Annotated in this window: 26 protein-coding genes; 15 read left to right on the top strand and 11 right to left on the bottom strand. The window is 72.1% G+C overall.

Annotated features, from left to right (window positions below):
- Positions 1 to 17: 17 nt before the first annotated feature.
- Positions 18 to 710, bottom strand: coding sequence for a response regulator (locus tag ACGFZN_RS17550; protein WP_393859344.1), 693 nt, complete (start codon positions 708 to 710; stop codon positions 18 to 20).
- A gap of 584 nt (positions 711 to 1,294) precedes the next feature.
- On the opposite strand from ACGFZN_RS17550, the gene ACGFZN_RS17545 reads away from it, so the two are divergent.
- Entirely contained in the window at positions 1,295 to 1,759 is a 465-nt protein-coding gene (locus ACGFZN_RS17545; protein WP_393859343.1) for a pyridoxamine 5'-phosphate oxidase family protein, read from the top strand.
- 405 nt (positions 1,760 to 2,164) lie between these two features.
- Here ACGFZN_RS17545 and ACGFZN_RS17540 read toward each other — a convergent pair whose 3' ends face one another.
- The gene (locus tag ACGFZN_RS17540) at positions 2,165 to 2,605 is read right to left on the bottom strand and encodes a pyridoxamine 5'-phosphate oxidase family protein (RefSeq protein ID WP_393859342.1); all 441 of its coding nucleotides are present in this window, start codon (positions 2,603 to 2,605) and stop codon (positions 2,165 to 2,167) included.
- Between the two features lie 176 nt (positions 2,606 to 2,781).
- Here ACGFZN_RS17540 and ACGFZN_RS17535 point away from each other — a divergent pair, with 176 nt between their 5' ends.
- Positions 2,782 to 3,171, top strand: a complete 390-nt coding sequence (locus tag ACGFZN_RS17535; protein WP_393859341.1) for an STAS domain-containing protein — start codon at positions 2,782 to 2,784, stop codon at positions 3,169 to 3,171.
- Between the two features lie 248 nt (positions 3,172 to 3,419).
- Positions 3,420 to 4,019, top strand: coding sequence for a hypothetical protein (locus ACGFZN_RS17530; RefSeq protein WP_393859340.1), 600 nt, complete (start codon positions 3,420 to 3,422; stop codon positions 4,017 to 4,019).
- Positions 4,020 to 4,068: 49 nt separating this feature from the next.
- On the opposite strand, the gene ACGFZN_RS17525 is transcribed toward ACGFZN_RS17530, so the two are convergent.
- Together ACGFZN_RS17525 and ACGFZN_RS17520 are read right to left on the bottom strand one after the other, a co-directional pair.
- A complete protein-coding gene (locus ACGFZN_RS17525) occupies positions 4,069 to 4,329 on the bottom strand; it encodes a hypothetical protein (protein WP_393859339.1) in 261 nt (86 codons plus the stop codon).
- A 404-nt stretch (positions 4,330 to 4,733) separates the two neighbouring features.
- Positions 4,734 to 5,165, bottom strand: coding sequence for a MarR family winged helix-turn-helix transcriptional regulator (locus tag ACGFZN_RS17520; RefSeq protein ID WP_393859338.1), 432 nt, complete (start codon positions 5,163 to 5,165; stop codon positions 4,734 to 4,736).
- Positions 5,166 to 5,281: 116 nt separating this feature from the next.
- Here ACGFZN_RS17520 and ACGFZN_RS17515 point away from each other — a divergent pair, with 116 nt between their 5' ends.
- Entirely contained in the window at positions 5,282 to 6,763 is a 1,482-nt protein-coding gene (locus ACGFZN_RS17515; protein WP_393859337.1) for a DHA2 family efflux MFS transporter permease subunit, read from the top strand.
- Between the two features lie 106 nt (positions 6,764 to 6,869).
- Here ACGFZN_RS17515 and ACGFZN_RS17510 read toward each other — a convergent pair whose 3' ends face one another.
- Positions 6,870 to 7,931 carry a LacI family DNA-binding transcriptional regulator gene (locus ACGFZN_RS17510; protein WP_393859336.1) on the bottom strand — a complete coding sequence of 354 codons (1,062 nt, stop codon included), beginning with the start codon at positions 7,929 to 7,931 and terminating at the stop codon, positions 6,870 to 6,872.
- Positions 7,932 to 8,206: 275 nt separating this feature from the next.
- On the opposite strand from ACGFZN_RS17510, the gene ACGFZN_RS17505 reads away from it, so the two are divergent.
- The 6 genes from ACGFZN_RS17505 (at position 8,207) to ACGFZN_RS17480 (ending at position 15,401) form a co-directional block, all read left to right on the top strand.
- On the top strand, positions 8,207 to 9,502 hold the full coding sequence (locus ACGFZN_RS17505) for an ABC transporter substrate-binding protein (protein ID WP_393859335.1): 1,296 nt from the start codon (positions 8,207 to 8,209) through the stop codon (positions 9,500 to 9,502).
- Between the two features lie 11 nt (positions 9,503 to 9,513).
- Entirely contained in the window at positions 9,514 to 10,548 is a 1,035-nt protein-coding gene (locus tag ACGFZN_RS17500; RefSeq protein ID WP_393859334.1) for a carbohydrate ABC transporter permease, read from the top strand.
- Positions 10,545 to 11,378, top strand: coding sequence for a carbohydrate ABC transporter permease (locus ACGFZN_RS17495; RefSeq protein WP_393859333.1), 834 nt, complete (start codon positions 10,545 to 10,547; stop codon positions 11,376 to 11,378). Before ACGFZN_RS17500 ends, ACGFZN_RS17495 begins: the two co-directional genes overlap by 4 nt.
- A 28-nt stretch (positions 11,379 to 11,406) precedes the next feature.
- On the top strand, positions 11,407 to 13,044 hold the full coding sequence (locus ACGFZN_RS17490) for a glycoside hydrolase family 13 protein (RefSeq protein WP_393859332.1): 1,638 nt from the start codon (positions 11,407 to 11,409) through the stop codon (positions 13,042 to 13,044).
- A 411-nt stretch (positions 13,045 to 13,455) separates the two neighbouring features.
- Positions 13,456 to 14,220, top strand: coding sequence for a hypothetical protein (locus ACGFZN_RS17485; RefSeq protein WP_393859331.1), 765 nt, complete (start codon positions 13,456 to 13,458; stop codon positions 14,218 to 14,220).
- Positions 14,217 to 15,401, top strand: coding sequence for a hypothetical protein (locus ACGFZN_RS17480; RefSeq protein WP_393859330.1), 1,185 nt, complete (start codon positions 14,217 to 14,219; stop codon positions 15,399 to 15,401). The genes ACGFZN_RS17485 and ACGFZN_RS17480 overlap by 4 nt, the downstream gene beginning before the upstream one ends.
- Before the next feature lie 55 nt (positions 15,402 to 15,456).
- Here the strand turns inward: ACGFZN_RS17480 and ACGFZN_RS17475 are convergent, their stop codons facing one another.
- The 3 genes from ACGFZN_RS17475 to ACGFZN_RS17465 all read right to left on the bottom strand — a co-directional run bounded on the left by ACGFZN_RS17475 (position 15,457) and on the right by ACGFZN_RS17465 (position 17,890).
- A complete protein-coding gene (locus ACGFZN_RS17475; protein WP_393859329.1) occupies positions 15,457 to 16,491 on the bottom strand; it encodes a DNA topoisomerase IB in 1,035 nt (344 codons plus the stop codon).
- A gap of 155 nt (positions 16,492 to 16,646) precedes the next feature.
- Positions 16,647 to 17,222 (bottom strand): hemerythrin domain-containing protein, encoded by a 576-nt coding sequence (locus ACGFZN_RS17470; protein ID WP_393859328.1) that lies wholly within the window; start codon positions 17,220 to 17,222, stop codon positions 16,647 to 16,649.
- Positions 17,223 to 17,224: 2 nt separating this feature from the next.
- A complete protein-coding gene (locus ACGFZN_RS17465) occupies positions 17,225 to 17,890 on the bottom strand; it encodes a hemerythrin domain-containing protein (RefSeq protein ID WP_393859327.1) in 666 nt (221 codons plus the stop codon).
- Positions 17,891 to 18,147: 257 nt separating this feature from the next.
- Here ACGFZN_RS17465 and ACGFZN_RS17460 point away from each other — a divergent pair, with 257 nt between their 5' ends.
- Positions 18,148 to 18,537, top strand: a complete 390-nt coding sequence (locus tag ACGFZN_RS17460) for a hypothetical protein (RefSeq protein ID WP_393859447.1) — start codon at positions 18,148 to 18,150, stop codon at positions 18,535 to 18,537.
- Positions 18,534 to 19,556 (top strand): YihY/virulence factor BrkB family protein, encoded by a 1,023-nt coding sequence (locus ACGFZN_RS17455; protein ID WP_393859326.1) that lies wholly within the window; start codon positions 18,534 to 18,536, stop codon positions 19,554 to 19,556. The genes ACGFZN_RS17460 and ACGFZN_RS17455 overlap by 4 nt, the downstream gene beginning before the upstream one ends.
- Positions 19,557 to 19,583: 27 nt before the next feature.
- On the opposite strand, the gene ACGFZN_RS17450 is transcribed toward ACGFZN_RS17455, so the two are convergent.
- The gene (locus tag ACGFZN_RS17450) at positions 19,584 to 19,889 is read right to left on the bottom strand and encodes a hypothetical protein (protein ID WP_393859325.1); all 306 of its coding nucleotides are present in this window, start codon (positions 19,887 to 19,889) and stop codon (positions 19,584 to 19,586) included.
- 162 nt (positions 19,890 to 20,051) lie between these two features.
- On the opposite strand from ACGFZN_RS17450, the gene ACGFZN_RS17445 reads away from it, so the two are divergent.
- Positions 20,052 to 20,891, top strand: coding sequence for an MBL fold metallo-hydrolase (locus tag ACGFZN_RS17445; protein WP_393859324.1), 840 nt, complete (start codon positions 20,052 to 20,054; stop codon positions 20,889 to 20,891).
- Positions 20,892 to 20,957: 66 nt separating this feature from the next.
- Here the strand turns inward: ACGFZN_RS17445 and ACGFZN_RS17440 are convergent, their stop codons facing one another.
- Positions 20,958 to 22,559, bottom strand: a complete 1,602-nt coding sequence (locus tag ACGFZN_RS17440) for a purine-cytosine permease family protein (RefSeq protein WP_393859323.1) — start codon at positions 22,557 to 22,559, stop codon at positions 20,958 to 20,960.
- Positions 22,560 to 22,763: 204 nt separating this feature from the next.
- A complete protein-coding gene (locus ACGFZN_RS17435) occupies positions 22,764 to 23,699 on the bottom strand; it encodes a LysR family transcriptional regulator (RefSeq protein ID WP_393859322.1) in 936 nt (311 codons plus the stop codon).
- 94 nt (positions 23,700 to 23,793) lie between these two features.
- Between ACGFZN_RS17435 and mdlC the strand changes: the two genes are divergently transcribed.
- Together mdlC and ACGFZN_RS17425 are read left to right on the top strand one after the other, a co-directional pair.
- Complete coding sequence (gene mdlC, locus ACGFZN_RS17430) at positions 23,794 to 25,374, top strand: benzoylformate decarboxylase (RefSeq protein ID WP_393859321.1); 1,581 nt, start codon at positions 23,794 to 23,796, stop codon at positions 25,372 to 25,374.
- 55 nt (positions 25,375 to 25,429) lie between these two features.
- A complete protein-coding gene (locus ACGFZN_RS17425; RefSeq protein WP_393859320.1) occupies positions 25,430 to 26,884 on the top strand; it encodes a benzaldehyde dehydrogenase in 1,455 nt (484 codons plus the stop codon).
- Positions 26,885 to 26,893 lie beyond the last annotated feature (9 nt).

Genomic DNA, 26,893 nt, shown 5'->3' with positions numbered 1-26,893 from the left:
GGCCCCTGATGAGGTTCTCAGTGCCCGTCCTGCCGCTGCCGGTCCTGGACCTGGGTGGCGATGACGGCGGCCTGGATACGGCGTTCGACGCCGAGCTTGGCCAGCAGGCGGGAGATGTGGTTCTTCACCGTCTTCTCGGCCAGGTAGAGCCGCTGGCCGATCTGGCGGTTGGTCAGGCCCTCGCCGATCAGCGCCAGGATCTCCCGCTCCCGCTCGGTCAGGCCCTGCAGTCCGTCGGGCTGCTGCTCCTCCTGCGGGCCGCCGCGCAGCCGGGCCATCAGCTTGGTGGTGGCACTGGCGTCGAGCAGGGACTGGCCTCCGGCCACGGTGCGCACGGCGGACACCAGGTCCGAGCCCTGGATCTGCTTCAGGACATATCCGGAGGCGCCCGCCATGATCGAGTCGAGCAGCGCCTCCTCGTCGTCGAAGGAGGTCAGCATCAGGCAGGCCAGCTCCGGCATGCGCGAGCGCAGCTCCCGGCACACGGTCACGCCGTCGCCGTCCGGCAGACGGACGTCCAGCACGGCCACCTGCGGGCGCAACGCGGGGACACGCACCAGTGCCTGCTCCACGGTGCCGGCCTCGCCGATCACCTCGATGTCCGGTTCGTCGTTCAGCAGGTCGCGCACCCCCCGCCGCACCACCTCGTGGTCGTCCAGCAGAAAGACCCGGATCGGGTTGCCGGTGCCGGGCTGTTCGCCGTCCGCCATGAAACTGCTCCCTGGTTGCACGTTCCGCGCCGATGTCCGCTCGTTCGCGATCGGCCCTCCGTGCAGAATCCTTTCCCACACCCGGGTCGAAGGGCCAGGGCCGGTCGGCCCTGTTGTCCACTCATGGTGTCGCGTGGCCAGGAGACAGGGACCAGGAGGACCGCCAGGTCGGCCACGCCGCCACCGTGGCGCGGCGGCCGTGCCGGGGGCGGCCGGGAGTAGAGCCTTCCTGCCTCGGCGAGGGAACTGCCCGGCCGGGCTGGAACAGTGCCGGTCGGCGACGGCATGCAGGAGATCTTGCGTCCGGCCTCCTGCGGGCGTGCCCAGGGCCGGCCGAACGCCGACAAGGGCCGAACGGCCCTGGCGTGCGGCGCTTCGGTGCCGTTCCAATGACCTGATCAGCCTGACCACGGCTCCGAGCCGGATGCCGCGGGCAGGTAGCCGGCCACGCTTGAAGGGACGACGCACATGCCGTACCGGCGCACCGGCCGCGACCACGGCGCAAGGCCGTGCAGCCGCCTGGCCGCCCCCGTCGAAGAAACTGAAACGCAGCAGTGAACAACGACACCGTACGGAAGCCCTCCATGACCACCGACACCGCTCAGGATCTCCCTGCCGGGCCGCGCCGGAGCATCGAGCTGGACAGCGACGAAGCCCTGCGTCTGTTGGGCAGCGTGTCCTTCGGACGGATCGTCTTCACCCGCCAGGCGCTGCCGACCGTCCGCCCGGTCAACCACGTCCTGGACAACGGAGACATCGTCATCCGCACCCACGAGGGCGCGGCCCTGACCGCGCACGCCGGACAGGCCGGCGGTCAGGGCGTCGTGGTGGCCTACGAGGCCGACGCCATCGACCCCGACACATACCTCGGCTGGAGCGTGGTGGTCACCGGCTACGCGCACCTGGTGACGGACCCCGAGGAGCGTGCCCACTACCAGGCACTGCTCACCCCCTGGGTACAGCGGACCATGGACTATGCGGTGCGCATCCGCCCGCACCTGGTGACCGGCGTCCGGCTCGTGGCCGACGACGACTCCGACGGCACCTGACCGCGATCCGGCATCGCGGTCGTCCGGGACCCACCGCGACCGGGGCGGTGACGTAGTACGGCACCGCGTGGGCGACGGGGCGGATGGCCACGGGTCGCCGTACCGCGCCGGCCGGCGATTCTGATCGTCCGGGAGCAGGGACGGCAGGGGTTGTGGGCGCCGAGTTTGTGGAAGGGCAGGACGTCCACCTGGTTGACGTTGCCCAGCCAGCGCCCCGTGCGAAGCTGCGGCTGATCACGTCGAGCTGCTGCTCACGCGTGAGGCGGACGAAGTCGAGGGCAGCCCCGGACATCCGGATCATCAACTCCGAATAGTCATCGGGGTGTTGCAACCCGTCGCCGCGCCGTCCGGCCCGCGCCGTTGGGCCCTGCGGTCCGGGTCGCGGGCGCGGCTGATGCCGAGCGGTCAGGCGGAGGGGTGCAGGCCGTACAGCGTGCGGCCTGCGGCGAGTTCACGCCCGGTGACCAGTTCGGGCTCGATGCGCACGAACACCTCCTGGGGCGAGGGAGCCCACGAGCGCGGGCCGATCCGCTCCAGGCGTGCCGCCTCGGCCCGATCCGTGACGATCTCGGCCCGGCCGGTGACGACGACACTCCAGCCGGAGTGCGTCTCCACATCGGCCGCGTCCGCCTCGAAGGCGACGACCGCGCCGTCGACTGCGCGGGCCGTCCCGGAGGTGGCCGAGGTGCGCACCAGCACCCCTCCGTCGACGTCCAGGCTGAAAGCGACCGGCACGACGGCGGGCAGCGCCTGGCGCGTGAAGACGATGCGGCCGATGGGTGCCGTCGCCAGCAGGCGCAGGCACTCGTCACGACCGAGTTCGCGGAAACCATCGTTCGGGTACATGAGTCCGTCCGTCTTTCACCCGGTGGGAGGATCACACTCCATGCTGAGCCCGCCCGCGGCCGCGGCAGAGGGCCACGGGTCCCGCCCCGACCGGAGAGCGGTCCGGGGAAACGCGGCGGCGAAGGGGGGCCGGACGGCCCTTCCGGCACGCCCGTCGGCCCCGATTTCCTCAGCCCATGGCCGAAACCCTCATCACGTCCGCCTCGCGCCACACCGAGCATGCCGTCGGCGGGACGACCGTCGTGGAGCTGCGCGGTGAGATCGACATCCTCACGGCAGCGCCCGTCGGGGTGCGCCTGGACGATCTGACGGCGGCCGTCGTCCCCGACCTCGTGGTGGACCTGCGCGCCGTGACCTTCATCGACTGCGCCGGACTGGGGATGCTGGCCCGGGTGCGGAACAGGGCCGTGGAACGGCACGGCCGGCTGCGCCTCGTCACCGACAGCAGTCGGTTGCGGCGCATACTGAGCGGCGCGGGGCTGGGTGGTGTGTTCGAGATCTACGGCCCCATGCCCGAAGCTCTGGCCGCTGTGCCCAGCGGGGTCCGCACCACCACGTCGGGCTGACGGGACCGTGGGCGAGCAGTCCGCGAACCGCACACGCCGCCGCGGGGCCGCGGACCAGGACCACAGGCACTCGAGCGCTCGTGCACTCCGGCATCGGTCCCTCGGGCACTCGGGTGCAGGCACGGCTCGGCGCCGGATCCGGCTCCGGCTGGGCCCGGTCGGCCCTCCGCTTCCGTCTGATCGGCCCAAGCGACGGAAGCGCTGCGACTGTCACCTTCGTGTGTGTGACGACGAGGAGGTGCGGAGAGATGCGCGAGGACAGGCCCGCGAACACGAAGCGCGGGCGAACGAGGGTGCCGCTGTGGCGATGGCGGAGCAACCCGGTCCGGCGACGCGACGACGTCCTCGAGGCATGGCTCGTGCTGGTCATGTGGGTGCTCGTCGCGGCGGGCGGCACGGCGGCCGGTGTGGTGACGGCCCATGCGGCCGACCAGGTCTTCGCCCGGCAGCGGGCCGACCGGGTCCCCGTCCGCGCCGTCCTCCTCGACGACGTACCGCGTCCCGCGACCTCCGGCCTGGGCGGCGACCTCGGCTCGGCAAGGGTCCGCTGGACGAACTCCGACGGCTCCACGCACAGCGGCACGACGCTGGTGCCCACCGGGACGAAGGCCGGCTCCGCGGTCAGGATCTGGATCGACGGCCGGGGAAGGCCCAGCACCCAGCCGACGCCCCCCGCCGAGGCAGCCGTCGAAGCGGCGCTCTTCGGAGGCTCGGCCGCCCTCGCGCTGAGCGGCGTGGTGTTCGGTGCCGGCAGCGCCGGGCGGTGGTGGCTCGACCGGCGGCGCATCGCCCGATGGGACAGGGAGTGGACCCTGGTCGGTCCGGAATGGAGCCACAAGACCGGTTGATCCGCTCCCCGGCCCCGGCCCCGGGCGCGGTCCCCGGCCCGGGTGCGGGTCACCTGCCGGAGCTGAGCCAGTGGTGCAGGGCTTCGTGCACGCTGTCGGGCAGCGCGCTGAGCATCTCGATCGCTTCGCGGTCTCCCGGCCAGGGAGCGATGCCGGCCGAGGTCAGCAGTGCGTAAAGGTTCAGGCGCCGCAGGTCGCGGGGGTCGACGCGGCAGGCGATGCGGTCGCCGGGGTTCGGCGGCGCCAGCAGGAAATCGTCCGCCGGGGCATGGTCCCACGGTCGATCGGTGGATGCGGTGGTGGTCTGCATGACATGGCTCCGTTCTGCGTGTGCTCCGTTCGCACGCCTCACGCCCGAGGGCCGGGGCCGCCGTGTGCCCGGTGCGGTGCCGGCGCCCGGCAGCTCAGCCCGCGGCCGCAGGCGTGAGCAGGGCTGACGGAAGGTGGTGCACGACCGGATGGCCGCGCACCACACCCTCCCCCACGCCGCGCCGCGTGCCCGTCCTACACGGGCGGTGTTACACATCGCCCATGAATCTGCGACTCTCGCCTGCATGCTTCATCCATGTGCGGAATGCACCGTTTGACGGCTGATCAGCCGCGCCACCATCACGAACGCGGTCCGCGTCCCCGTCCCGCCATCCGGCCGGCACCCGGAAGTGAGTAACAGTCACTGGCGCCGACGGCGGTGGTGCAGCAGCACCGGTGTCGCGGTCAGACGGTGTGGGCGCGAATGCGTGCCAGCAGGGTGCGCAGGTGTTCGCGGTCGGCCTCGTCCAGGGCCGCGGTCGCCTCGGCGAGGGCGAGGCGGTCGATCTCCTCGGCCTCGCGGTGGCAGCGCAGTCCCTCGTCGGTGAGCCTGACCAGCAGCGCCCGCCGGTCCTGCGGGTGGGGTATCCGCTCCACCAGGCCGTCGCGTTCCAGGCTGTCCACGATCGTGGTGGCGGTACGGGCCGCGATGCCCGCCATCTCACTCAGTTCCCGCATCCGCAGCGGCTGCCCGGCCCGGGCCAGCATGCGCAGGGCGCGCAGCCGGGCCACCGAGGCGCCCTTCTCCCGCAGCCGGGCCTCCACGAACTGCCGTAGCCGGTGCGTCGTCTCGTACAGCTCGTCGACCAGGACGTCGCTGCTGCCTTGCACTGCCATGGTGCCCAGTCTCCCGTGTCCCGCGCCGCCCTCGCACCCGGCCCGTGTCGCCGGGCCGCTGCCACACCGTGGAAAAGCGATGTCCTGAGCAAGCACATAGTGAGTATGCTCAGCATATGCGACGCCGTCCTTCCGTGCCCTCCGCCGCCTGGTCGTTCCGGATCAGCCAGCGTCTGGTCGTCCCCGTCGTGTGCGTCAGCGTGACCTTCGTCGCGATCGTCGACGGCGCGATCACCACCGTGGCACTGCCCTCGATCGCCCGTCAGTTCCGGCTGACCACCGCCGCCCTGGACGGCGTGGTCGTCGTCTACCCGGTCTGTCTGGCCATGGCCATCCCGGCGTCGGCGTGGCTGGCCGAGCGGTTCGGCGGCAAACGCGTCCTGCTCACCGCCCTGGCCGGTTTCCTCGGCTCGTCGCTGCTGTGCGGGGCGGCGCTCGGGGTCGGTCAGCTCGTCGCCTACCGGGCGGTGCAGGGGCTGTCGGCCGGCGTGCTCTTCCCGGCCTCCGCCGCGCTGCTGTTCGGCGCCTTCACCTCGGCCGAGCAGATACGCCTCTCCCGGTACATGATCATTCCGCAGCAGATCGCCCCGGCCGCCGCCCCTGTCCTGGGCGGGCTGCTCGTGGACGATCTGTCCTGGCGGTGGGTCTTCTACGTCAATCTGCCGGTGGGCCTGCCCGCGCTGCTGTTCGGCGCGCTGTTCCTGACCGGCGGCCGCGGCAGCCGGCCGGGCCGCTTCGATCTGCCCGGTCTGCTGCTGAGCGCGGGCGGTCTGGGCACCGTGATGTTCGGCCTGTGCGAGGGGCCCAACCGCGGCTGGTCCTCCCCCGCCGTCCTCGCCTCCATCGCGTCCGGCGCGGCCCTTCTGGCCTGCGCCGTCGCGGTCGAACTGCGCACGGCCGAGCCCCTGCTGCGGCTGCGCCTGTTCGCCGACCGGCTGTTCCGGGACACCAACCTGATCAACCTGGTCGGCCTGATCCCCATCATGGGCGCGCTGTACCTGGGTCCGCTCTTCCTCCAGCAGGCCCAGGGCCGCAGCGCGCTGGAGTCGGGCCTGACCACCTTCCCCGAGGCGTTCGGCGTGCTGCTGACCGTCCAGCTCACCGGCGCCCTGTACGCCAGGATCGGTCCGCGCGTGATCGTCGGCTGCGGCCTGGTCGGCACCGGCACGGTGCTGCTGCTCTTCGCCGCCTGCGACACCGGCACCGGGCTGTGGACCTTCCGCGGCCTGATGTTCCTCTTCGGCGCCACGATCGGCTGCTTCTTCATCCCCACCACGGTCGCCTCGCTGGCCACCGTAGACCGGGCCGATCTGCCCCAGGCCACGATGCTGAACACCGTCGTACGCCAGACCGGCGGCGCACTCGCGCCCGCGGCGGTGACCACGGCACTCGTGCTCGGCACACCGCCGGACGCCGCCGCCCAACCGCTGCCCGCCTACCAGCACGCCTACCTCACCCTGGCCGCGATCGCGGCGGCGACCGCGGTCTTCGCCTTCACCGTCCCCGACGGTCCCGCCCGCGCCGCCGCCCGCGGCCCCGCCGGCGTAACCGGCCGGTCCGCCCTCCTGCGCCACCGCCGGGACCGGGTCGGTTCCTGAATCCCCCGCCGCCGCTGCCCCAGTGAAGCTTCGCGCAGGGCTCCCTGGCGTGCCACGGCCAGCCGGCGTCCCGCTCCACCGAGGGCAGGCCCTCGGCCAAGTGGGCTCAGCCGCGCGGGAGTTCCCCGTCGTCGGCGCGCTCCGCCGGAAGGAGGGGCGCGGTGGTGGCGCGTGGGATCAGGTGGGTGGGCAGGACGATGTGCCGCTGGTGGTCGGCGTCGGGATCGTCGATGAGCTGCAGGGCCAGCCGGCCGGCCTCGCGGCCGATGTCCGAGGGTGACTGCGCGATGGTGGACAGGTCGAACCAGTCCGCCACCGGCTGGTCGTCGAAGCCGAGGACGGAGATGTGCGCCGGCACCTCGATCCGCGTCGTGCGCAGGGTGCGTATGACGGTGACCGCGACCTCGTCCTGCTCGGCGAAGAGGGCGGTGGGCGGCTCGCGCAGGCTCAGCAGGTGCCCGAGCGCTTCGGTCATGGCGCGCCGGTCGCCGACCTGGATGGCGACCACCAGGCCGTCGTCGTGCGGGAGGCCCGCCTCGGTGAGCGCCTTCCGGTAGCCGACCAGCCGCTCGTTGGAGCTGAAGGAGAAGCCGCTGGCACCCACCGTCTTGATGAACGCGATGCGGCGGTGGCCGAGGTTGAGCAGGTGCCGGGTGCCGTGCAGGGCGCCGGCCACGTCGTCGACGTACACGCTGGGGCGGCCGTCGACGTGCTGGCTGACGTACACGACCGGCATGCCCAGGGTGTCCAGCCGGTCCGTCTCCTCCTCGGTGAGGTCGAAGGAGAAGACCAGCAGCGCGTCGGCGTTGCGGCGGGCGGGCAGCCGGTCGAAGAACGCGGCGCGCTCGGCGAGGTCGGGGATCACATAGACGGTCAGCTCCATGCCCGCCTCCCGCAGCACCGGTGCCAGGCTGGACAGGGCCGAGCCCATGAACCACGCGTCGAGGGTGGGGACCAGCACCGCCACGGTCCCGGTCTTGCCCGTGACCAGGCTCGCGGCCTGCCGGGAGACGGCGAAGTTCAGCTCGCGGGCGGCCTGTTCGACCCGGGCGCGGACCTCCGGGGAGACGGTGGTCAGGCCGCGCAGGGTCCGCGAGACGGTGGAGGTCGAGACCCCGGCCCGTTCGGCGACGTCAGCCATCGTCGGGTGTCGCTGAGCTGGTGGCATGTCACGGACGGTAGCACAGCCGGGCGCCCTGGCTGGGGCCCGTCATGACAGCGCTTTCACGACATCGGCCCCACAGCTTCCGGCGGTTACCGAGAAGTAACGCATTGACTTCCGCTTACCTCACTCCTAGCGTGCAAGCGTTGTCTCAGCCGGGGCAAATCAGTCCCCCTTTTGCCCGCCATATAGGCTGTGACCTGCGTATTTAATCAATCAATTGCCATGACAACGCAGTCTCGGCAATGGACTCGCCAGGTTCCGCACGACCAGGAGAGACAGTGAAGACCACAACCGCCAGAGCCCTTCGGTGCTCGGCCGCGCTCGCCGCCGCCGGGCTCCTCCTCACCGCGTGCGGCTCGTCCGACGACGGCTCCACGGCGCAGTCCGGGACCACGTCGTTCACCGGCCGCGGCCCCATCACCTTCGTCGCCGGGAAGGACACCACCGGCGCCGTCCAGCCCGTCCTGGACCAGTGGAACAAGCTGCACCCGAAGGAGAAGGTCACCTTCATCCAGCTGCCCACGGACGCGGACGCGCAGCGCCAGCAGATGATCCAGAACGCGGAGACGAAGTCCGACGCCTACACGGTGCTCTCCCTGGACGTCGTGTGGACCTCGGAGTTCGCCGCCCACCAGTGGATCGACCGGCTGCCCGCGCAGAGCTTCCCGCTGGACCGGATGCTGAAGCCGGTGGTGGAGACGGCCAGGTACCGCGGCGGCCTCTACGCCGCCCCGTCCAGCTCGGACGGCGGACTGCTGTACTACCGCACCGACCTGCTCAAGCAGGCCGGAATCAGCAAGGCCCCCGTCACTTGGGCCGAGTTGAAGGCCGACTGCGCCAAGGTGAGGAAGCTGCCCGCGGCCAAGGGGATGTCCTGCTACGCCGGGCAGTTCCAGAAGTACGAGGGCCTGACGGTCAACTTCTCCGAGGCCGTCGACTCGGCGGGCGGCATCGTCACCGACGCCGACGGCAGGCCCGACGTCGACACCCCCCGGGCGAGGAAGGGACTGGACTTCCTCGCCGGGTCCTTCCGGGACGGCACGATCCCCAAGGAGGCCATCACCTACCAGGAGGAGGACGGCCGCCAGGCCTTCCAGGCCGGCAAGCTCGTCTTCCTGCGTAACTGGCCGTACATGTACGCCCTCGCCGGCAAGAGCAAGGTGGCCGGCAAGTACGCCGTCGCCCCGCTGCCCGGCCTGACCGGGCCCGGATCCTCCAGCCTCGGCGGCCACAACCTGGCCCTGTCGTCCTTCGCCAGGAACAAGGCCACCGCCCTGGACTTCATGAAGTTCTACAGCAGCGAGACCACGGCGAAGACCTTCCTGGAGAAGGCCTCGCTCGCCCCGCCGTACGCGGCCCTGTACGACGACCCCGCACTGGCCCGGCAGTACCCGTACCTCCCGGTCCTCAAGCAGTCGATCCTGCGCGCCGTGCCGCGCCCGCGGGTCGTGGGATACGGCGATGTCACCTCGGCCGTCCAGCAGGAGGCGTACGCCGCGCTGACCGGCGCCAAGAGCAGCGCCCAGGCGCTGAAGGACCTGCAGAGCAGGCTGCAGAAGTCCACGGCGCAGTGAGGACCGGGCCCATGACCGACATCGAGATCCCGCCCGGATCCGCCGTGCCCGAGTCCCCCCGCGCGCTGCCCACCACGGTGAAGGCCCGGCGCACCCGGTCCCGCACCACCGCCGGCACCGGACGGATGGCGGCCCTGCTGGTGTCCCCTACGCTGCTGGTGCTGACGGTCGTCGTGCTCTACCCGACGGTCATGGCGCTCAGGGAGTCGCTGTACGGGCCGAAGGGCCTGGACCCCAGGACCGGCTTCATCCGCAGCACCGAGCCGTTCGTCGGGCTGAAGAACTACGCCGACATCCTCGGCGCCACCGGGGACCGGTTCTGGAACGCCTTCTGGAACACCACCTTCTTCACGGTCGTGACCGTCGGTCTGGAGACGGTGACCGGCGTGGCCATGGCACTGATCATGCACCGGGCGTTCAGCGGCCGGGCCCTGGTCCGGGCGAGCATCCTCGTGCCCTGGGCGGTGCCCACGGCCATCTCCGGCCTGCTGTGGCGGTGGATCTTCAACAGCGACGGCATCGCCAACGCCCTGCTCGGCCGGCAGATCCTGTGGACCACCGAGGGCTTCCACGCCAAGGTCGCGGTCATCGTCGCCGAGGTGTGGAAGACCGCCCCGTTCATCGGCCTGCTGGTGCTGGCCGGCCTGCAGGTGATCCCGAAGGAGGTCTACGAGGCCTCCCGTATCGACGGGGCGAGCGCGCTGCGCCGGTTCTGGCACATCACCCTGCCGCTGGTGAAGCCCGCCCTGCTGGTGGCGATGCTGTTCCGCTGCATGGACGCGCTGCGGATGTTCGACCTGCCGTACATCCTGATCGGCGCGCAGAAGAACTCGGTGGAGACCCTGTCCATGCTGGCGCAGAACGAGGCCTCCAACGTCCGCTTCGGGCCCGCCTCCGCCTACGCGGTCCTGCTCTTCCTCTACGTCTTCCTCATCGCGCTCGCCTTCGTCCGGCTGCTGGGCGCCGATCTCGTCGGCGACAGCGGTGGCGGCCGCCGCACGAGGACCAGGCCCGGCTTCGCGCGTCGCAGGGAGGTGACGGCATGACGACCGCGGTGAAGTGGCGCGGCAGGCTGCTGTACGCGGGCGTCGCCGCCGTGGTGGCCTACTGTCTGGCGCCGTTCTACTGGATGCTGGTCTCCAGCCTGCGCCGCACCTCCGACATCTTCGACACCTCGCTCGTGCCGTCCCCGGTGTCGTTCGAGAACTACCGCTCCCTGTTCGGCGCCTCCCAGGGCTTCACCCGGGCGCTGCTCAACAGCCTGGTCGTGGCCGGGATCACGACCGTGCTGGCGCTGCTGCTGGCCACGTTCACCGCCTACGCCATGGCCCGGCTGGAGTTCCGCTTCAAGCGGCTGATCCTGACGCTGATCATCGCCACCTCGATGTTCCCGGTGGTGTCCATCGTGGTCCCGCTGCTGAAGCTGTTCACGGACATCGGCTGGATCAACACCTACCAGTCCATGATCGTGCCCAGCATGTCCTTCGCGCTGCCGCTCGCGGTGTGGAATCTGACGACCTTCTTCCGGCAGATGCCCGACGAACTGGAGCACGCCGCCATGGTCGACGGCTGCACCCGCGGCCAGGCCTTCCGCAGGATCATCATCCCGCTCGCCGCACCCGGCATCTTCACCACCGCGATCATCACGTTCATCGCCGCGTGGAACGAGTTCCTCATCGCCCTGTCGATGACCAACCGGCCGGACATGCAGACCGCCCCGGTCGCCATCTCCAAGTTCACCGGCGCCACGACGTACGAGACCCCGTTCGGCAGCCAGATGGCCGCCGGCGTCCTCGTCACGATCCCGCTGGTGGTCATGGTGCTGCTCTTCCAGCGCCGTATCGTCGCCGGCCTGACCGCCGGTGCCGCGAAGTAAGCCCCCTTCCCTCTGGACAAGGAACAGCATGCCCGGTACCGCACCCTGGTGGCGCAGCGCCGTCATCTACCAGGTCTACATCCGCAGTTTCGCCGACGGCAACGGTGACGGCGTGGGCGACATCGCCGGCGTCCGCTCCCGGTTGCCGTACCTGAAGTCGCTGGGCGTGGACGCCGTGTGGATCAACCCGTGGTACAAGTCGCCGCAGGCGGACCACGGTTACGACGTCGCCGACTACCGCGCGATCGACCCGCTGTTCGGCACCCTCGAAGAGGCGGAGCAGCTGATCGAGGAGGCCCACCGGCTCGGGATCCGCGTCATCCCCGACATGGTGCCCAACCACACCTCCGACCAGCACGCCTGGTTCCAGGCGGCGCTGGCGGCCGGACCGGGCAGCCCGGAACGCGACCGCTACGTCTTCCGCCCCGGCCGCGGCCCCGACGGCGCCGAACCCCCCAACGACTGGGTGTCCTCCTTCGGCGGCCCCGCCTGGACCCGGCTGCCGGACGGCGACTGGTACCTGCACCTCTTCGCCCCGCAGCAGCCCGATCTGAACTGGCGGCACCCGGAAGTGCGAGCCGAGTTCGAGTCCATCCTGCGGTTCTGGTTCGCCCGGGGCGTGGACGGCTTCCGCATCGACGTCGCCCACGGCCTGATCAAGCACCCCGAACTGCCCGACCTGCCGCCGCCTCCGGCCGGCACCGGCCGGCGCAGCGAGCACCTCGACCACCCGCACTGGGACCGCGACGAGGTCCACGACATCTACCGGGGCTGGCGGAAGGTGGCCGACGAGTTCCCCGGCGACCGGTGCTTCGTCGCCGAGGCCTGGGCCGACACCCCCGAGCGGCTGGCGGCCTACGTCCGCCCGGACGGCCTGCACACCGCGTTCAACTTCGACTTCCTGATGGCCGGCTGGGACCCCAAGGACCTGCGCACGGTCATCGACGACTCCCTCGCCATGCTCGGCGCGGTCGGCGCGCCCGCCACCTGGGTGCTCTCCAACCACGACGTCATGCGCCACGCCAGCCGGTACGGCCGCCGGGCGGCCAGGCGCTGGGTGGCCAACGAGCGGTACGCACCGCAAGGCCCCCTCGACCTCGAACTCGGCACCCGCCGTGCGCGCGCGGCCGCCCTGCTGATGCTCGCCCTGCCCGGCGGCGCCTACATCTACCAGGGCGAGGAACTCGGCCTGCCCGAGGTCGAGGACCTCCCGGACTCCGCCCTGCAGGACCCGGTCTGGGAACGCTCCGGCCACACCGACCGCGGCCGCGACGGCTGCCGCGTACCCCTTCCCTGGTCCGGCCAGGGAGCCCCCTACGGCTTCAGCCCCGAGGGTTCCCCGGCCGCCCCCTGGCTGCCGCAGCCCGCCGACTGGGCGCCGCTCACCGCCGAGGCCCAGACCGGCGACGACACCTCCATGCTGGAGCTCTACCGCACCGCCCTGCGCCGACGCCGCGAGCATCCCGCCCTCGGTGACGGCTCCCTCACCTGGCTGGACACCCCCGCCGACGTCCTCGCCTTCCGCCGCGACCCCGGCTTCCTGTGCGTGGTCAACCTCTCCGCCGAGCCGTACGAACTGCCCGCCCACAGCGCGGTCCTGCTGACCGGCGGGCCCGTCGAGCACGGCCGGCTGGCCCCGGACCAGGCGGCCTGGCTGGCGGAGTAGGAGCCCGCGTTCGCAGACCCACCGACGCAGCGAAGGGGCCCGCCGGAACACTCGGCCGGGCCCCTTCCGACGGGCGGGTTCCCTGGGGCCGCCGGAAGGTGTGCAGGACGCCGGGGTGATCTGGGAGCATGTGACCGCGCATCAGAAGAACAACGCGGAGGTGGTCGAGTGACGGCTGGATTGCCGGCTGCCGCGGGCCAGGACGGCACGTCAGGCGAGAACGGGACGCGGGGCGCGGACGGAGGCGACGGCTCTCCTGGCCCGGACGCCGCGCCACGACCCGATGACGGCGCCGTGTCACCCGGTTCCGGCGGGAGCGACGCCGACGGCAGCACCCAGACACCGGATCAGGGGCCCGGCCGGAGCGCACCCGATGACGAGGGGACACCGCCGGCGACGGCGCGCGCCCGCATGACGGGCTGGTTGCGCACGGTACCGGGACTGGCCGCCTCGACCGCCGTCACCACCATTGCCGCCGCGGCGGCCACGGCCCTGTTCACGGGAGCGGTGCACCTGTGGCCCGCGTCGCCGGAGTCGAAGGTGTCCCTGTCCGTGGAGACCGACCCCATGCGCCTCGACGCCGAGGGTGATCTCGTCCAGCTGGTTCCGGCCTCGCGGTTCGACCACAGCCGGCCGCAGAACGGCTGCGCGGGGTTCTGGAGTTGGGCGCGCTCCAGGGGCGGCGTGGACGAGGAGCAGACGACGATGCAGCTGACGGTCACCAACAGCGGCTCGAGCACCGTGCTGATCACCGGCATGCGCGCTCAGGTGACCTCGCGTGCGCCCGTCGCCCACGTGGTCGAGACCCAGTGCCGTACCCAGGGCGAGGCGAAGGTGTACGCGGTGCACATCGACCTCGACAAGCCGCAGCCCTACGGCCTGTACGACAAGGACGGCAAGAGCCTTCCGCCCGACTTCACCGTGGCCGCCGGAGACCTGGAGACCTTCCTCGTCACGGCCCGCATCGGCCACGGCGCGGCGCACTGGAAACTGGCCGTCGACCTGGTGGAGGACGGCCACAAACGCTCGGTCGTCGTCGACGACGGCGGCAGGCCCTTCACCACGGCGTCCCGCCCCGCCCACCCGACGGTCTGGGAGCTGGATCCGCACGGCGGGGGCTGGCTCAGGCCCGCCGGCGAGGACGTCCCGGCGGGGCAGGCGAGCGGGTCGTCATGACGGCTCGCAGTCCTCGGCGCGCCGTGAGCGGCCGGGTCATCGCTCTGGTGCTGGCCGCGGCGGTGGCAGCCGGTGTGCTCCTGAGCATGGTCGTGCTCCCGCTGGTCCGGGACACACCAGCGGACGGTCGCGGTTCGGACGGGGCGCCGCGACGGACGGTCGCTCCGCGGCCGCGTCCGCTGCCCGCGACGGTGGCCGGCGAACGGGTCACCGCGGTCGCGGCCGGCAACGGCAGCGTGGTCTACGGCACGGAGCCCGGCAACGTCTACGTCACGTCCGGGAGTTCCGGGCTCCGGCGGCTGACGCGTCTCACCGGCCGCGTGGCGCGGCTCGCCCTCGACCCCGGCGGACGCTGGCTCGCCGCCGTCAGCGCCCGCGACGAACTCGCCGTCGTCGACACCGCGCACCCCTCCGCCCCGGCCGTCCGGCGCACGATCGTGTCCGACAGCTCCCTGGGCGGCGGGATCGTGCCCGACCAGCTCGCCATCGACCGCACCGGCCGCCTGGTCGCCGCGCAGACGGACGGGATCGGCGTCTACGACCTGCGCGGCAGCGGCCCGCCGCACTGGCTGCAGGGCACCTACGACTGCTCCGGAGCCCGCGGCCTGGCCTTCACCGGCTCCGAGCTGATCGCCACCTTCGACTCGTGCGCGAACATCTGGAACGCCTCGACCCTGCGGATGGAACGCCAGGTGTACTTCCCCGGCACCGGCAACGCCCTGCTCGGCCACGACCGCATCCTGTACGGCTCGTTCCGGCACGCCATGCTGCTGGACTACCACCACACCAGCCCGCTGCCCAGCGCGGAGGCCGCCCCGGGGCAACCGCATCCGACACGGAGCGGCGTCATCGCCGACAAGACCGTGGGCACCCGGCGCAGCCCGATCCAGCCGGTGGCCGACGACGGCCGTGTCGCCGCGGTGCTGCAGGACGCGCGGCTGTACTTCTGGGAGCCGGCCGCCGGCCGGATCCTGGCCGTCGTGCCGCTGCCCTTCCCGGCCGTCTGCCCGTCGGTGTGGAAGCCCAGGCCGCCCGCCGACTTCACCACGTCCTTCTCCCCGGACCACCGGACCCTGCTCGTCTCCGGTTACTGCCCGCCACGCGACATGGACGGGAGCACGGAAGAGGGACAGCGCCACGCGACGTACCGGCGCTGGCTGCTGAACTACCCGTCGCCCTGAACCGAGCCTCCGCCGGGCTCCGGCGCCCCGGCACGCGCGCAGGGTTCCCCTCGCGTCACTCGGCGTCCGGTGCGCGGCCGGTCCTGAGCATGCGCAGCACGGCCCGTTCGGCAGGTCCCTGCGTGGCGGGCGTGCCGTAGGGGCCTTCGCCGCCGAGCTGGGGCAGCGCGGCGGCGACCGTCACGCCTTCCTCGTACAGTTCGACCACCCGCGGGTTGATGTAGGAGGCTCGGCACACCGCGGGGGTGTTGCCGAGGTACCCGGCCACCTCACGGGCCGCCCGGGCGATGGCCCGGCGCCGGGCGGTCTCGCTGCGCGCGACGGACTGCGACACGGCCAGGGCCACGGCGGCCATGACGGTGGCGTGCCAGGTGCGGAAGTCCTTTGCGGTGATGTCCAGGCCGGCCAGTTCCCTGAGGTACGCGTTGATGTCGTCGCCGCTCAGCTCGTGCCAGGTGTGCTGCTGCCGGTAGGCCAGGAGCCGTTCGCCGCCGCCCCGGCGCCGGCGCAACGCGACCAGGCTGCGGCAGGTGGCGGGGTCCGCGACCGTCTTCATGATCTCCTTGCCGTGCTTGCCGGTGAAGCTGAACAGCACGGCGCCGTCCTTGCAGCGGGAGTGCTCGCGCAGCAGCGTGGTCAGGCCGTAGCTGTTGTTCAGTTCGGTGTAGCGGTCGCTGCCGATGCGGAAGAAGCCGAGGTCGAGCAGGCGTACCGCCGTGGCCAGGACCCGCTGCCGGGTCAGGCCCCGATCGCCGAGGTGCCCCTCGACCGCCTCCCTCACCGCGGGCAGGGCCTCGGCGACATCGAGCACGTGCTCGTGTTTGGCCTGCTCCTGCTCGGCACGGAACTGGGGGTGGTACAGGTACTGGCGGCGGCCGGCGGCGTCGGTGCCCACCGCCTGAAGGTGCCCGTTGGCCCGGGTGCAGATCCACACGTCACGCCAGGCCGGCGGTATGACCAGCCCCTTGATCCTGGACAGCTCCGCCGGATCGCGCAGCGGCTCACCACGGGCGTCCAGGTAGCGGAAACCCCGCCCGTGCCGTAGGCGGCGGTACCCGGGGTCAGTGGGACGACTGTGACGAAGACGCATCCGACCTCCTGGGACTCGCCAGAAGACCGGTCTCCCGTCTCGTCGCCGCGCCGCATGCCGGTCATCTGGTTCATCTTTCGACTACCCACTTCGATGACCCGCATGGTTTCCTCCGGCAACAAGCAGTGCCCCCTACCGACCGGGTCCGGAAACATTCATGTGCCGCCGAGCCTGTCACGGGCGCGGTCCAGCATCGATGCGAACGGACCCGTCAGCCGTTGCAGCGTCGGCGAGCCGGCCGCCATCGGATGCGGATGGGTCGGAGCCGTCTCCTCCGCCTCCCGCAGCCGGTGCGCCATGGCCCGCAGCTCGTCCTCGCTCCGCCCTGCCCGCAAGGCGGGGAACTCCTCCCGCTCCTCGCGCTCGGCATGCTCCAGGACCATGCGCTCGAGCTTGGCGAAGAGGAGGTCGAACTCCGGCAGGTCGACGTCCCGTTTCTCCAGCTCCTCCAGGACCCGGGCGGCTTCCGCCTCCTCCTGGTCGCGGGCATCGGCCTCCGCCTTGCCCGCGGCGTCCCGGGCGGCCGGCCGGACGATCACCTCTTCCGCGGCCTCGTGGACCGCCAGGGCTTCCCGCAGGACGTCGAACGCCCGCTGCTTCACCTCGCCCTGCCTGCTCTTCACCTCGGCGAGCAGATCCTTGATCACGCCGTGCTGGGCCACCAGCACGGAGACGACGTCGTCGTCGGCGCGGTCCGCGGCCTCCTCCAGGCCCGTGTGAACCCTGCTCATCGTCACGTGGTGGCGCGACGGTGAACGGCGTCGAGCATCCGGTCCACGGGGCCGAGGATCGGCGCAGCGAGCTTGTTCGCGGCCTCGTTGTTGATCAACCGGTGGGGCCGGGTCGGTGCGTAGGCCTGGGTGAGCTTGACCTCGGCGCCCAGCATGCGCAGCCGGGGCAGGCTGACGGCCTTCCGGAGGGCCTGGAACTCTTCGCGCTCCTCACGCGCGGCGTGCTGTGTGACCGCGCGCCTGACGTCGTTCAGGCGCCGCAGATAGCCGGCGCCGTCGGGGCCTGTGCGCCACAGGGCGATGAGCAGCTCCTTCGCCTGCTTCTCCTCCTCGCGGCGGCGGGCGGCCAGCTCACGGCCGTGCTGGAGCGCCTTGCGCGCGACAGGGTGGACGTGCGCCTCTTCGGCGGCCTCGTGCACGGCGAGCAGGCGCATCAGCCGGTCGAAGTTCCGGCGGCGCCACGGGCCCGGCAGCGCGGCCTGCAGGAAACCGCGCTTGATCTGCCGGTGCTGGCGGGTGAGCACGTCGACGACGTTCTCGCCGCCCAGAGCCCGCATCACCCGCACAGACCGAGCGGGAGCGGCCGTGGCCGCCTTGGCCGTCGCCTTCCCGGCGAGCAACGGCTTGGTTGCCGCCTTCAGCGCTGCCTGTTTCGTCAGAGTCACCATGATCCGTTCCTCCTCACTCCCGCTCAGCGGTCCTGGGTACCCCTGCCTGCACGGCTCACTCTCGTGCGTCAGGACACGGCGGACGGGTTCCTTGGGGTGACGATCCGGCCTGCCCGTTTTCGATGCGGGTCGAGGGGAGAACCCGGGCACTGTACAGAGTGTGCGCTCGGCGGTCAGGGCACTGCCCCCGGGACGCACGTGGCGACGGCACCTCCACGCGGCGCCTTTCCCAGCACATGTGGCGAGGGTCGATGAAGATGTGGAAGAGGAAGAGCGGAAAGACGGAGCAGTCCCGTCTGGAGCTGTGCGACCTGTGCGGGGCCGCCTTCGCCGAGAGTGAGGCGGTGCGCGCGTACGTGCCCGACTCGTCGTCGGTGAACTGCGACAACGACTGGTTCGACGGCCTGCGGCTCGTCACGGCGTGCAGCGATCCGCACCTCGCTGTCGTGCGGGACATCTACCGGCACCGCCCGTTCAGGGACGAGGAACTGTGGGCGGCGAAGATCACCCGGGCGCTGACCACCGGCCCGCCCGTCCTCACGCTCGAGGAGCTGGGATGCCGGACCGGGCTGCACGAACCGGAGATCAGACGCGCCATCGCCTGGCACAACGAACACCTCGGTGCTCGGGGCAGGCGGGAGCCATGAGACTCCACGAGCGTCTGGACCGCTATCAAAGAGATCACCGCTGGGTGGGTCTGCCGCTCGCCGTGCTCTACAAGTTCTACGACGACCAGGCGCTGTACCTCGCCGCCCTGCTGACCTACTACGGTTTCCTCTCCCTCTTCCCGCTGCTGCTCATCCTCGTCGCCGTCCTGAGCACCTTCCTCAGCAACGACCCGGCCCTGCGGGAGCGGATCCTCGACTCGGCCCTGAGCAAGTTCCCCGTCATCGGTGACCAGATCGCCCGCAACATCCACTCCTTCCACGGCAGTGGAGCCGCGCTCGCCGTGGGCATCGCGGGCAGCCTCTACGGCTCGCTCGGCGTCGCCCAGGCCGCCCAGTACGCCCTGAACAAGATCTGGGCCGTGCCCCGGCACGCCCGGCCGGACCCGCTCCGTTCGCGGCTGAAGGGCGTGCTGTTCCTGCTGATCCTGGCACTGGGCCTCGGTGCGTTCACCCTGCTGTCCGTGGCGGCCTCGCAGACGTTCCTGTTCGGCGCGCGGCTGCGGGGCGGGGCCTGGATCGCCGCCACCGTGGCGTCCGTGTGCCTCAACACCGGCCTGCTCCTTCTGAGTTACCGCTTGCTGACGCAGCGGGCGCTGCCGCTGCGCGGGCTCGTCGTCGTGGCGCTCGGCGCTGCCTGCGCCTGGCAGGGACTCCAGTGGATGGGCACCTATTACGTCAGCCATGTGCTGCGCGGGGCCACCGCCACCTACGGCTTGTTCGGCATCGTCCTGGGGCTGCTCGCCTGGCTCTATGTGGGGGCGCTCATCTTCCTCACGGCCGCCGAGGTCGGGGCCGTACGGCTCCTGCGGCTGTGGCCGCGCAGCCTGCTGACGCCGTTCACGGACCGGGTCGACCTGACCACGGCCGACCGGCGTGCGTACCGGTCCTACGCCACCACCGAGGCGTTCAAGGGCTTCCAGAAGATCGACGTGCACTTCGGGCAGCCGCCGAACCCGCGCCGCGAGCCGCCCCGTGACGGCGACGCCCCGGGTCGGTGACCCGGGCGCGGTTGCCCGCGGCGCCCGTCAAGGCCGGGGATCGGTCCGCCGCCACCTGCGGCCGGCGTGCTGATGCCGGTCCCCCGCGGCGGAGGCGCAGCGGGGGCACACCCGCCGCACCGCGTCGGCCGCGCCGCCCGACTCCGGAAGGACGTCGGTCCACGTGAAGGCCGGGAACCGTGCCAGCCTGGACCGGTGCAGTGAGAGCCCGCACGCGGTCTCGTTCCTGCCCTGCTCCCAGGCGTGCACTTCCCCGCCGGGCAGCCAGCGCCCGTCCTCGCCGTCCCACCAGCGGCTGGAGGCGGCCACCGCATAGCGCTGCGTCCCGGGCATGCGCCACGAGTGCCCACCGCACCCGCCCGCATGCCGGCGGCAGAGATCCCGCGCCGTGCGAGCGGGTGCCGGGCAGGCGTACGTACCCTCGCGCGGGGTACTCCGCGGTGGTGTCCCTTCCCCGGCGACAGACGGGCCACGGCCCGTCGGGCAAGGACCGCCATGGCTGTCTCCGACGACACCCTGGACCTGCAGTTCATCGGCACCGCGACAGTCCTGCTGCGGTACGGCGACCTGACCCTGCTGACCGACCCGAACTTCCTGCACCGCGGCGAACGCGCCCACCTCGGGTACGGGCTGACGAGTCCGCGCAGCACCGAACCCGCCCTGGGCGTCACGGACCTGCCGCCGCTGGACGCCGTGGTGCTCTCCCACCTCCACGGGGATCACTGGGACCGCACGGCCAGGCGGCACCTGGACCGCACCCTGCCGATCGTGACCACCCCGCACGCCGCCCGCCGGCTGAGCACCTGGCAGGGTTTCCACCGCGCCGGCGGGCTGCGGACCTGGGAGAGCTGCACGTTCCAGCGGGGCGGCTCACAGGTCCGGATCACCGCACTGCCCGGCCGGCACTCCCTGCATCCCGTGCTGCGCCGGCTGCTGCCGCCCGTCATGGGCAGCCTGCTGGAGTTCGGCTCCCGCGGCGGGACGGTCGGCATACGGCTGTACGTGTCCGGCGACACGCTCCTCTACGACGGGCTCGACGAGATCGCCCGCCGCTTCCCCGGCACCGACCTGGCCGTCCTCCACCTCGGCGGCACCCGGCTGCCCGGCGGCTTCGTCGTCACCATGGACGGCGCGCAGGGCGCCGAACTGGCCCGCCGCCTCGGCTTTCCCCGGATCATGCCGGTCCACTACGACGACTATCCCGTCTTCCGCTCACCGCTCGCCGACTTCCGCGCCGACGCCGAACGGCTGGGCCTCGGCGACCGGCTGGTCCACTGCCCCCGCGGCCGGCACGCGCTCCTCACGCCCGGCAGCAGTCGGCCCGCGGTACGGTGAGGCAGGCCGGCCTGGAGCTGGAACCCGCCGTGGTGCGCCGCCGGCACCTCACGCTCCCCGCGCCCGTCAGGACCCCGCTGCCTCCTCGGCCGGCACCGCCACGGCGGCGGCCGTCGTGCCGGGCCCGGTGATGGGCGGCACCGGCACGTCGACGGTACGGGCCAGCCGGGCGCCCTCGGGGCCGTACGCCGCGCGGGGTTCGGGGAACAGCCGCAGCAGCGCCAGGAAGAGCACGGCGGCCACCGCCAGGGACAGCGGCAGGCTGATGTCGACGCCGCCCGCCAGATCGCCCAGCGGGCCGACGAACTGCCCGGGGATGTCCGTGAACAGCACCCCGATCACCGCCGACACCCACCAGGCGGTCATGCCGCGCCAGTTCCAACCGTGCGTGAACCAGTAACGGCCGCCGCGCTGGCGGCGGTTGAAGACCTGCAAGGCGTCCGGGTCGTACCAGCCGCGCCGGGTGTAGAAGCCCAGCATCATCACGACCATCCACGGCGTGGTGCAGGTGATGATCATCGTGGCGAACGTGGAGATCGACTGCACGAGGTCCAGGCCGAACCGGCCGATGAAGATGAACGCGGTGGACAGGACTCCGACCAGGACCGTCGCCTGGACCCGGGACAGCCTGGGGAAGACGGAGGAGAAGTCCAGTCCCGTGCCGTACAGGGAGGTCGTGCCCGTCGACATGCCGCCGATCAGCGCCAGCAGGCACACCGGCAGGAAGAACCAGCTGGGCGAGATCGCGAGCAGCCCGCCGACGAAGTCCGGTGCGGCCGGGTCGACGTACTTCGGGGCCTTGGCGGCGATGATGCTCGCCGTGCCGAGACCGAAGACGAACGGCAGCAGCGTGGCGATCTGCGACAGGAACGCGGCGCCGACCACCTTGCGGCGCGGGGTGCCGGCCGGGATGTAGCGCGACCAGTCGCCGAGGAACGCGCCGAACGACACCGGGTTGGACAGCACGATCAGGGCCGCACCGATGAACGAGGGCCAGAACATCGCCCGCGTGGCCGCGTCCGCGGAGGCGGTGAACACGCCGGCGTACGAGGGGTCGAAGTCGCCGGCGAAGGCGAGGAGACCGAGCAGGAACAGCACGCTGGCCGACGTCACCGCGATCTTGTTGACGAAGAGCATGAACCGGAAGCCGTACACGCACACCGCGAGGACGAGCCCGGCGAACAGCGCGTAGGCGACCGCGTACGAGGGGGTGCTGCGCTCCAGGCCGAACAGCCGGTGCGCGCCGCCGACGAGCGCGTCGCCCGAGCTCCACACGGAGATCGAGAAGAACGCGACCGCCGTGAGCAGGGACAGGAACGAGCCGACGACCCGGCCGTGCACACCCAGGTGGGCCGATGAGGAGACGGCGTTGTTGGCGCCGTTGACCGGGCCGAACACGGCCATCGGGCACAGGATCAGCGCGCCCGCGACGACGCCCAGGACGGTGGCGGCCAGGCCCTGCCAGAAGGACAGGCCGAACAGGATCGGGAAGGCGCCGAGGACGCAGGTGGAGAAGGTGTTCGCGCCGCCGAAGGCGACCCGGAACAGGTCCAGCGGCGTCGCGCTGCGGTCGGCGTCGGGAATCCGCTCGACGCCGTAGGGCTCGACCTCGGTCAGCGCGGGCGCTGCCGCGGCGGTCGGCGTGGACTGCGGGGACGGACAGGACAAGGGGGCTCCAGCGGAGGTCGGCGGTGGAGCGCGGGGTTGCGCGGCGGGGGGACGGCTGCTCCCGGCCGCGGGGGTGTGCGGCGGGGAGAGACGTGGCCGTCCCGGGGGTTGTGCGCCGACGGTACGGCGGTCCGCAGACCGCGAACCAGAGGATGTTCCGTCCAAATCTCCGCCCACGGGTGGACAGTTCATCCACTCGGCTGTCTAGGGTGTGGGACTAGGCGGGAGTTGTGCGGGGCTGACCAGTTCGCCGAGGACGTCGGCCATGAACTGGACGAGCCAGCGCTGGGAGGGGCTGCGGGACGCCTCGTGCCGGGCGTAGAGGGCGACCTCGATGGGCTCGGTCTCGAACGGCAGCCGTACCAGCCGCAGGCGGTGTGAGGCGGTGAAGACCTCGCCGACGTACTCGGGGACGATCGCGACCAGATCGGTCCGCTCGAGCAGGTAGGGCAGCATCGAGAAACGGGTGGCCTCCACGGCCACGCGGTCCAGGAGTCCGTAGGTGGCCAGCAGGGACCGGGGGGCGACGTGGCCGCTCGGCCCGTACACCGTCGCATGGTGCTCGGCCGCGAGCTCCTCCAGGGTGAGGGAGGCGCCGCGGATGCGGGGGTGGTCGGCGGCCGTCATCGCGACGTAGCGCTCGTGGAAGAGCGGGATGCGCACGGTGCGGTGGGAGGTGAGCACCGGGGTGGCGACGAAGGCGTCGAGTTCGCCGCGGCGCAGCTGGCTCTCGGCCTCGTCCACGTCCAGCGCGCGGACGGTGAACGCCACCCGGGGCGCGCGCTCCCGGGCCGCGGCCAGCAGGCGCGGCAGGAGGGTGGCCTCGCCGAGGTCGGAGAGGGCCAGCGTGAACCGGCCGGCCATGGCGGTGGGGTCGAAGGCGTCGCCCTGGCGGATGGCGCCTTCGATCTCGGCCAGGGCGCGCTGCAGCGGCTCGTAGAGGCGGCGGGCGCCCGCGGTCGGGGCGAGGCCGCGGCCGGTGCGGTGGAAGAGCTCGTCGTCGAAGTGCCGGCGCAGCTTGGCCAGGCTGTAGCTCACCGTGGGCTGGGTGACGTGGAGGGTCTCGGCGGTGGCCGTGACGCTGCCGGTCTCGTAGAGCAGCACGAAGACGCGGGCCAGGTTGAGATCGAAGCTGCTCATATCGATGCAGTCTATGTCGTGGCCCGACAACATTTATTGGTGGCCAGGTCGTGCGGTGCCTAGCGTGTCCCGCGTCACCGCGAAAGGAACGTCTGTGCCATCCGTGCGTCGTATCTCCCACGAGTTCCTCGAGCGCCAGGGACTCACCACGATCTTCGGCAACCCCGGCTCGAACGAGCTGCCCTTCCTCGCCCGCCTGCCGGACGCCTTCCGGTACGTCCTCGGTCTGCACGAGGGCGCGGTCGTGGGCATGGCCGACGGGTACGCGCAGGCCAGCGGCCGTCCGGTGCTGGTCAACCTGCACGCCGCGTCGGGCTCGGGCAACGCCATGGGCGCGCTGACGAACGCCGTCGCCTCGCGCACTCCGCTGGTGGTCGTGGCGGGACAGCAGGTGCGGTCGGCCATCGGTCCGGAGGCCAACCTCTCCAACGTCGACGCCCCGGCCCTGATGAAGCCGCTCGTCGGCTGGGCCGCCGAGCCGGCGTGCGCGCAGGACGTGCCGCGCGCGCTCGCCCAGGCCGTCTTCGAGGCGCAGCTCCAGCGCCGGCCGACCTACCTCTCCGTGCCCTACGACGACTGGGCTGCCGACGCGGGCGAGAACGCGCCGGCCGTGCTGGACCGGCGGGTCGGGCGCGCGGGGGTGCCGGGCGGGGAGCAGGGGCGCCGGCTGGCCGAGGCGGTGGCCGCCGCCCGCCGGCCCACGCTCGTCCTGGGCGGCGACATCGACGCGGCCGGGCTCTTCGACGACGCGGTGCGGCTGGCCGAGCGGCTGGGCGGACCGGTGTGGGCGGCGCCGTCGCAGTTCCGGCTGCCCTTCCCCAACCGTCATCCGCTGTTCCGGGGTGTGCTCCCGGCCGGGATCGAGCCCGTCTCCCGGGCGTTCGAGGGCCACGATCTGGTGCTGGTGCTCGGCGCTCCGGTGTTCCGCTACCACGAGTACCTGCCCGGGCGGTACCTGCCGCAGGGCACCCGGCTGATCCAGGTGACGGAGGACGCCTCCGCCGCCGCGCGGGCCCCGATGGGCGAGGCGCTGGTCGCGGACCCCGCGGCGGTGATCGAGCTGCTTCTGAAGGCGCTCGACGCGCCCGGGGAGCCGGTCGGCGACTACCGGCCGGTGCCCGCGCCGCCGTCCGTCGAGGGGCCGCGCCTGCACCCGGAGGAGGTGTTCGCCGCCCTGCGCGACGTACTGCCCGGCGACACCGCGTACGTGGTGGAGTCCACCTCGACGAACGCGGCCTGGTGGCGCCAGATGGACCTGCGCGGGCCCGGCTCCTACTACTTCCCGGCGGCCGGCGGCCTCGGTTTCGGGCTGCCCGGCGCGGTCGGCGTCGCGCTGGCCCAGCCCGACCGGACGGTCGTGGGAGTGATCGGGGACGGCTCGGCCAACTACGGCATCACCGCCCTGTGGACGGCGGCCCAGCACCGCGTGCCGCTCACCGTGGTGCTGCTGCGCAACGGAACGTACGGCGCGCTGCGCTGGTTCGGCGGCCTCCTCGGTGTGCCCGACGCACCTGGACTGGACATCCCGGGGCTGGACTTCACCCGCATCGCGCAGGGCTACGGGGTGCCCGCCCAGCACGTCACCGGCGTGGACGAGCTGCGGGCCGTTCTGTCCGAACGCCCGGACGGGCCCCGCCTGGTCCAGGTCGACACGGCGCTCACCACGCCGTCCTGAGCACGCACGCCTCGCCAAAGAGCCCAGCACCCTTCGGGCGACGGAAGGAAAACACATGTCACTCCTCGACAGCGACGTCTGGAGCAAGAAGTTCCTCAGCGACGGCTGGAAGGACGCCGCCCACGAGCATCCGGTGACCGAACCGGCGACCGGCGACCGGCTCGGCACCGTCGGCCTGGCCGCACCCGACGACGTGGCCCGCGCCGCCGCGCGTGCCGCCGAGGCGCAGCGGACCTGGGCGGCCACTCCCCCGCAGGAACGGGCGGCCGTACTGCGCCGCGCGGGCGACCTGTTCACCGAGCACGCCGACGAGATCGAGGACTGGCTGGTGCGCGAGGCCGGCTCGGTGCGGGCCAAGGCGGCCTTCGAGGTGCGGCTCGCGCTGGGCGAGTGCTTCGAGTGCGCGGCACTGCCGACGCATCCGCAGGGTGAGGTGCTGACGTCCGACGACGACCGCTGGTCGTTCGCCCGGCGCCGCCCCGCGGGCGTGGTCGGCGTCATCGCGCCGTTCAACTTCCCGCTCATCCTCGGCCTGCGCTCGGTGGCGCCCGCGCTGGCGCTGGGCAACGCGGTGCTGCTCAAGCCCGACCCGCGGACCGCGGTCAGCGGCGGCGTCGTCATCGCCCGGATCTTCGAGGAGGCCGGGCTGCCCTCCGGCGTGCTGCACCTGCTCCCCGGCGACGGCTCGGCCGGCCAGGCTCTCGTCGAGGCGCCCGAGGTCCGGGTGATCTCGTTCACCGGGTCGACGCCGGTCGGGCGGGCGATCGGCGAGCAGGCGGGCCGGCTGCTGAAGCGGGCCCACCTGGAACTCGGCGGCAACAACGCCCTGGTGGTGCTGCCCGGCGCGGACGTGCAGAAGGCTGCCTCCGCCGGCGCCTTCGGCTCGTACCTGCACCAGGGGCAGATCTGCATGACGACCGGCCGCCACATCGTGCACGAGTCGCTGCTCGACGAGTACACCGCCGCGCTCGCCGCGAAGGCCGAGGCGCTGCCCGTCGGCGACCCCGCCCGGGAGGACGTGGCGCTCGGCCCGATCATCGACCGGCGCCAGTTGGAGCGGGTGCACGGCATCGTCACCGACAGCGTCGCGGCGGGCGCGACCCTGGCCGCGGGCGGCGAGATCGTGGGCGCCGGCTACCGGGCCACCGTCCTGACCGGCCTCACCACCGACATGCCCGCCTGGCGCGAGGAGATCTTCGGGCCCGTGGCGCCCGTCATCGGCTTCGCCACCCTCGACGAGGCCGCGAAGATCGTCGACGACTGCGAGTACGGGCTGTCCGTCGGCATCCTCGGCGACGTCGGTGCGGCCATGAAGCTCGCCGACCGGATCGAATCCGGCAAGGTCCACATCAACGAACAGACCGTCGGCGACGAGCCCAATGTCCCCTTCGGCGGCGTGAAGGCGTCCGGCACCGGCTCCCGGTTCGGCGGAGCCGCCGCCAACATCGAGGCCTTCACCGAGACCCAGTGGGTCACCGTCCGCCCGGACATCGCCGACTACCCGTACTGAACCCTCCCT

It is taken from the genome of Streptomyces sp. NPDC048192 (genome assembly GCF_043202415.1).
Classification (GTDB): Bacteria; Actinomycetota; Actinomycetes; order Streptomycetales; family Streptomycetaceae; genus Streptomyces.
This window is presented reverse-complemented; position numbering and strand designations above follow the sequence as displayed.

What these genes read in the sequence shown, in the direction of transcription:
- ACGFZN_RS17550 (WP_393859344.1), bottom strand. Translation starts at nt 710, where the DNA reads ATGGCGGACGGCGAACAGCCCGGCACCGGCAACCCGATCCGGGTCTTT.
- ACGFZN_RS17545 (WP_393859343.1), top strand. Translation starts at nt 1,295, where the DNA reads ATGACCACCGACACCGCTCAGGATCTCCCTGCCGGGCCGCGCCGGAGC.
- ACGFZN_RS17540 (WP_393859342.1), bottom strand. Translation starts at nt 2,605, where the DNA reads ATGTACCCGAACGATGGTTTCCGCGAACTCGGTCGTGACGAGTGCCTG.
- ACGFZN_RS17535 (WP_393859341.1), top strand. Translation starts at nt 2,782, where the DNA reads ATGGCCGAAACCCTCATCACGTCCGCCTCGCGCCACACCGAGCATGCC.
- ACGFZN_RS17530 (WP_393859340.1), top strand. Translation starts at nt 3,420, where the DNA reads ATGCGCGAGGACAGGCCCGCGAACACGAAGCGCGGGCGAACGAGGGTG.
- ACGFZN_RS17525 (WP_393859339.1), bottom strand. Translation starts at nt 4,329, where the DNA reads ATGCAGACCACCACCGCATCCACCGATCGACCGTGGGACCATGCCCCG.
- ACGFZN_RS17520 (WP_393859338.1), bottom strand. Translation starts at nt 5,165, where the DNA reads ATGGCAGTGCAAGGCAGCAGCGACGTCCTGGTCGACGAGCTGTACGAG.
- ACGFZN_RS17515 (WP_393859337.1), top strand. Translation starts at nt 5,282, where the DNA reads ATGCGACGCCGTCCTTCCGTGCCCTCCGCCGCCTGGTCGTTCCGGATC.
- ACGFZN_RS17510 (WP_393859336.1), bottom strand. Translation starts at nt 7,931, where the DNA reads ATGCCACCAGCTCAGCGACACCCGACGATGGCTGACGTCGCCGAACGG.
- ACGFZN_RS17500 (WP_393859334.1), top strand. Translation starts at nt 9,514, where the DNA reads ATGACCGACATCGAGATCCCGCCCGGATCCGCCGTGCCCGAGTCCCCC.
- ACGFZN_RS17495 (WP_393859333.1), top strand. Translation starts at nt 10,545, where the DNA reads ATGACGACCGCGGTGAAGTGGCGCGGCAGGCTGCTGTACGCGGGCGTC.
- ACGFZN_RS17490 (WP_393859332.1), top strand. Translation starts at nt 11,407, where the DNA reads ATGCCCGGTACCGCACCCTGGTGGCGCAGCGCCGTCATCTACCAGGTC.
- ACGFZN_RS17485 (WP_393859331.1), top strand. Translation starts at nt 13,456, where the DNA reads ATGACGGGCTGGTTGCGCACGGTACCGGGACTGGCCGCCTCGACCGCC.
- ACGFZN_RS17480 (WP_393859330.1), top strand. Translation starts at nt 14,217, where the DNA reads ATGACGGCTCGCAGTCCTCGGCGCGCCGTGAGCGGCCGGGTCATCGCT.
- ACGFZN_RS17475 (WP_393859329.1), bottom strand. Translation starts at nt 16,491, where the DNA reads ATGCGTCTTCGTCACAGTCGTCCCACTGACCCCGGGTACCGCCGCCTA.
- ACGFZN_RS17470 (WP_393859328.1), bottom strand. Translation starts at nt 17,222, where the DNA reads ATGAGCAGGGTTCACACGGGCCTGGAGGAGGCCGCGGACCGCGCCGAC.
- ACGFZN_RS17465 (WP_393859327.1), bottom strand. Translation starts at nt 17,890, where the DNA reads ATGGTGACTCTGACGAAACAGGCAGCGCTGAAGGCGGCAACCAAGCCG.
- ACGFZN_RS17460 (WP_393859447.1), top strand. Translation starts at nt 18,148, where the DNA reads ATGTGGAAGAGGAAGAGCGGAAAGACGGAGCAGTCCCGTCTGGAGCTG.
- ACGFZN_RS17455 (WP_393859326.1), top strand. Translation starts at nt 18,534, where the DNA reads ATGAGACTCCACGAGCGTCTGGACCGCTATCAAAGAGATCACCGCTGG.
- ACGFZN_RS17450 (WP_393859325.1), bottom strand. Translation starts at nt 19,889, where the DNA reads ATGCCCGGGACGCAGCGCTATGCGGTGGCCGCCTCCAGCCGCTGGTGG.
- ACGFZN_RS17445 (WP_393859324.1), top strand. Translation starts at nt 20,052, where the DNA reads ATGGCTGTCTCCGACGACACCCTGGACCTGCAGTTCATCGGCACCGCG.
- ACGFZN_RS17435 (WP_393859322.1), bottom strand. Translation starts at nt 23,699, where the DNA reads ATGAGCAGCTTCGATCTCAACCTGGCCCGCGTCTTCGTGCTGCTCTAC.
- ACGFZN_RS17425 (WP_393859320.1), top strand. Translation starts at nt 25,430, where the DNA reads ATGTCACTCCTCGACAGCGACGTCTGGAGCAAGAAGTTCCTCAGCGAC.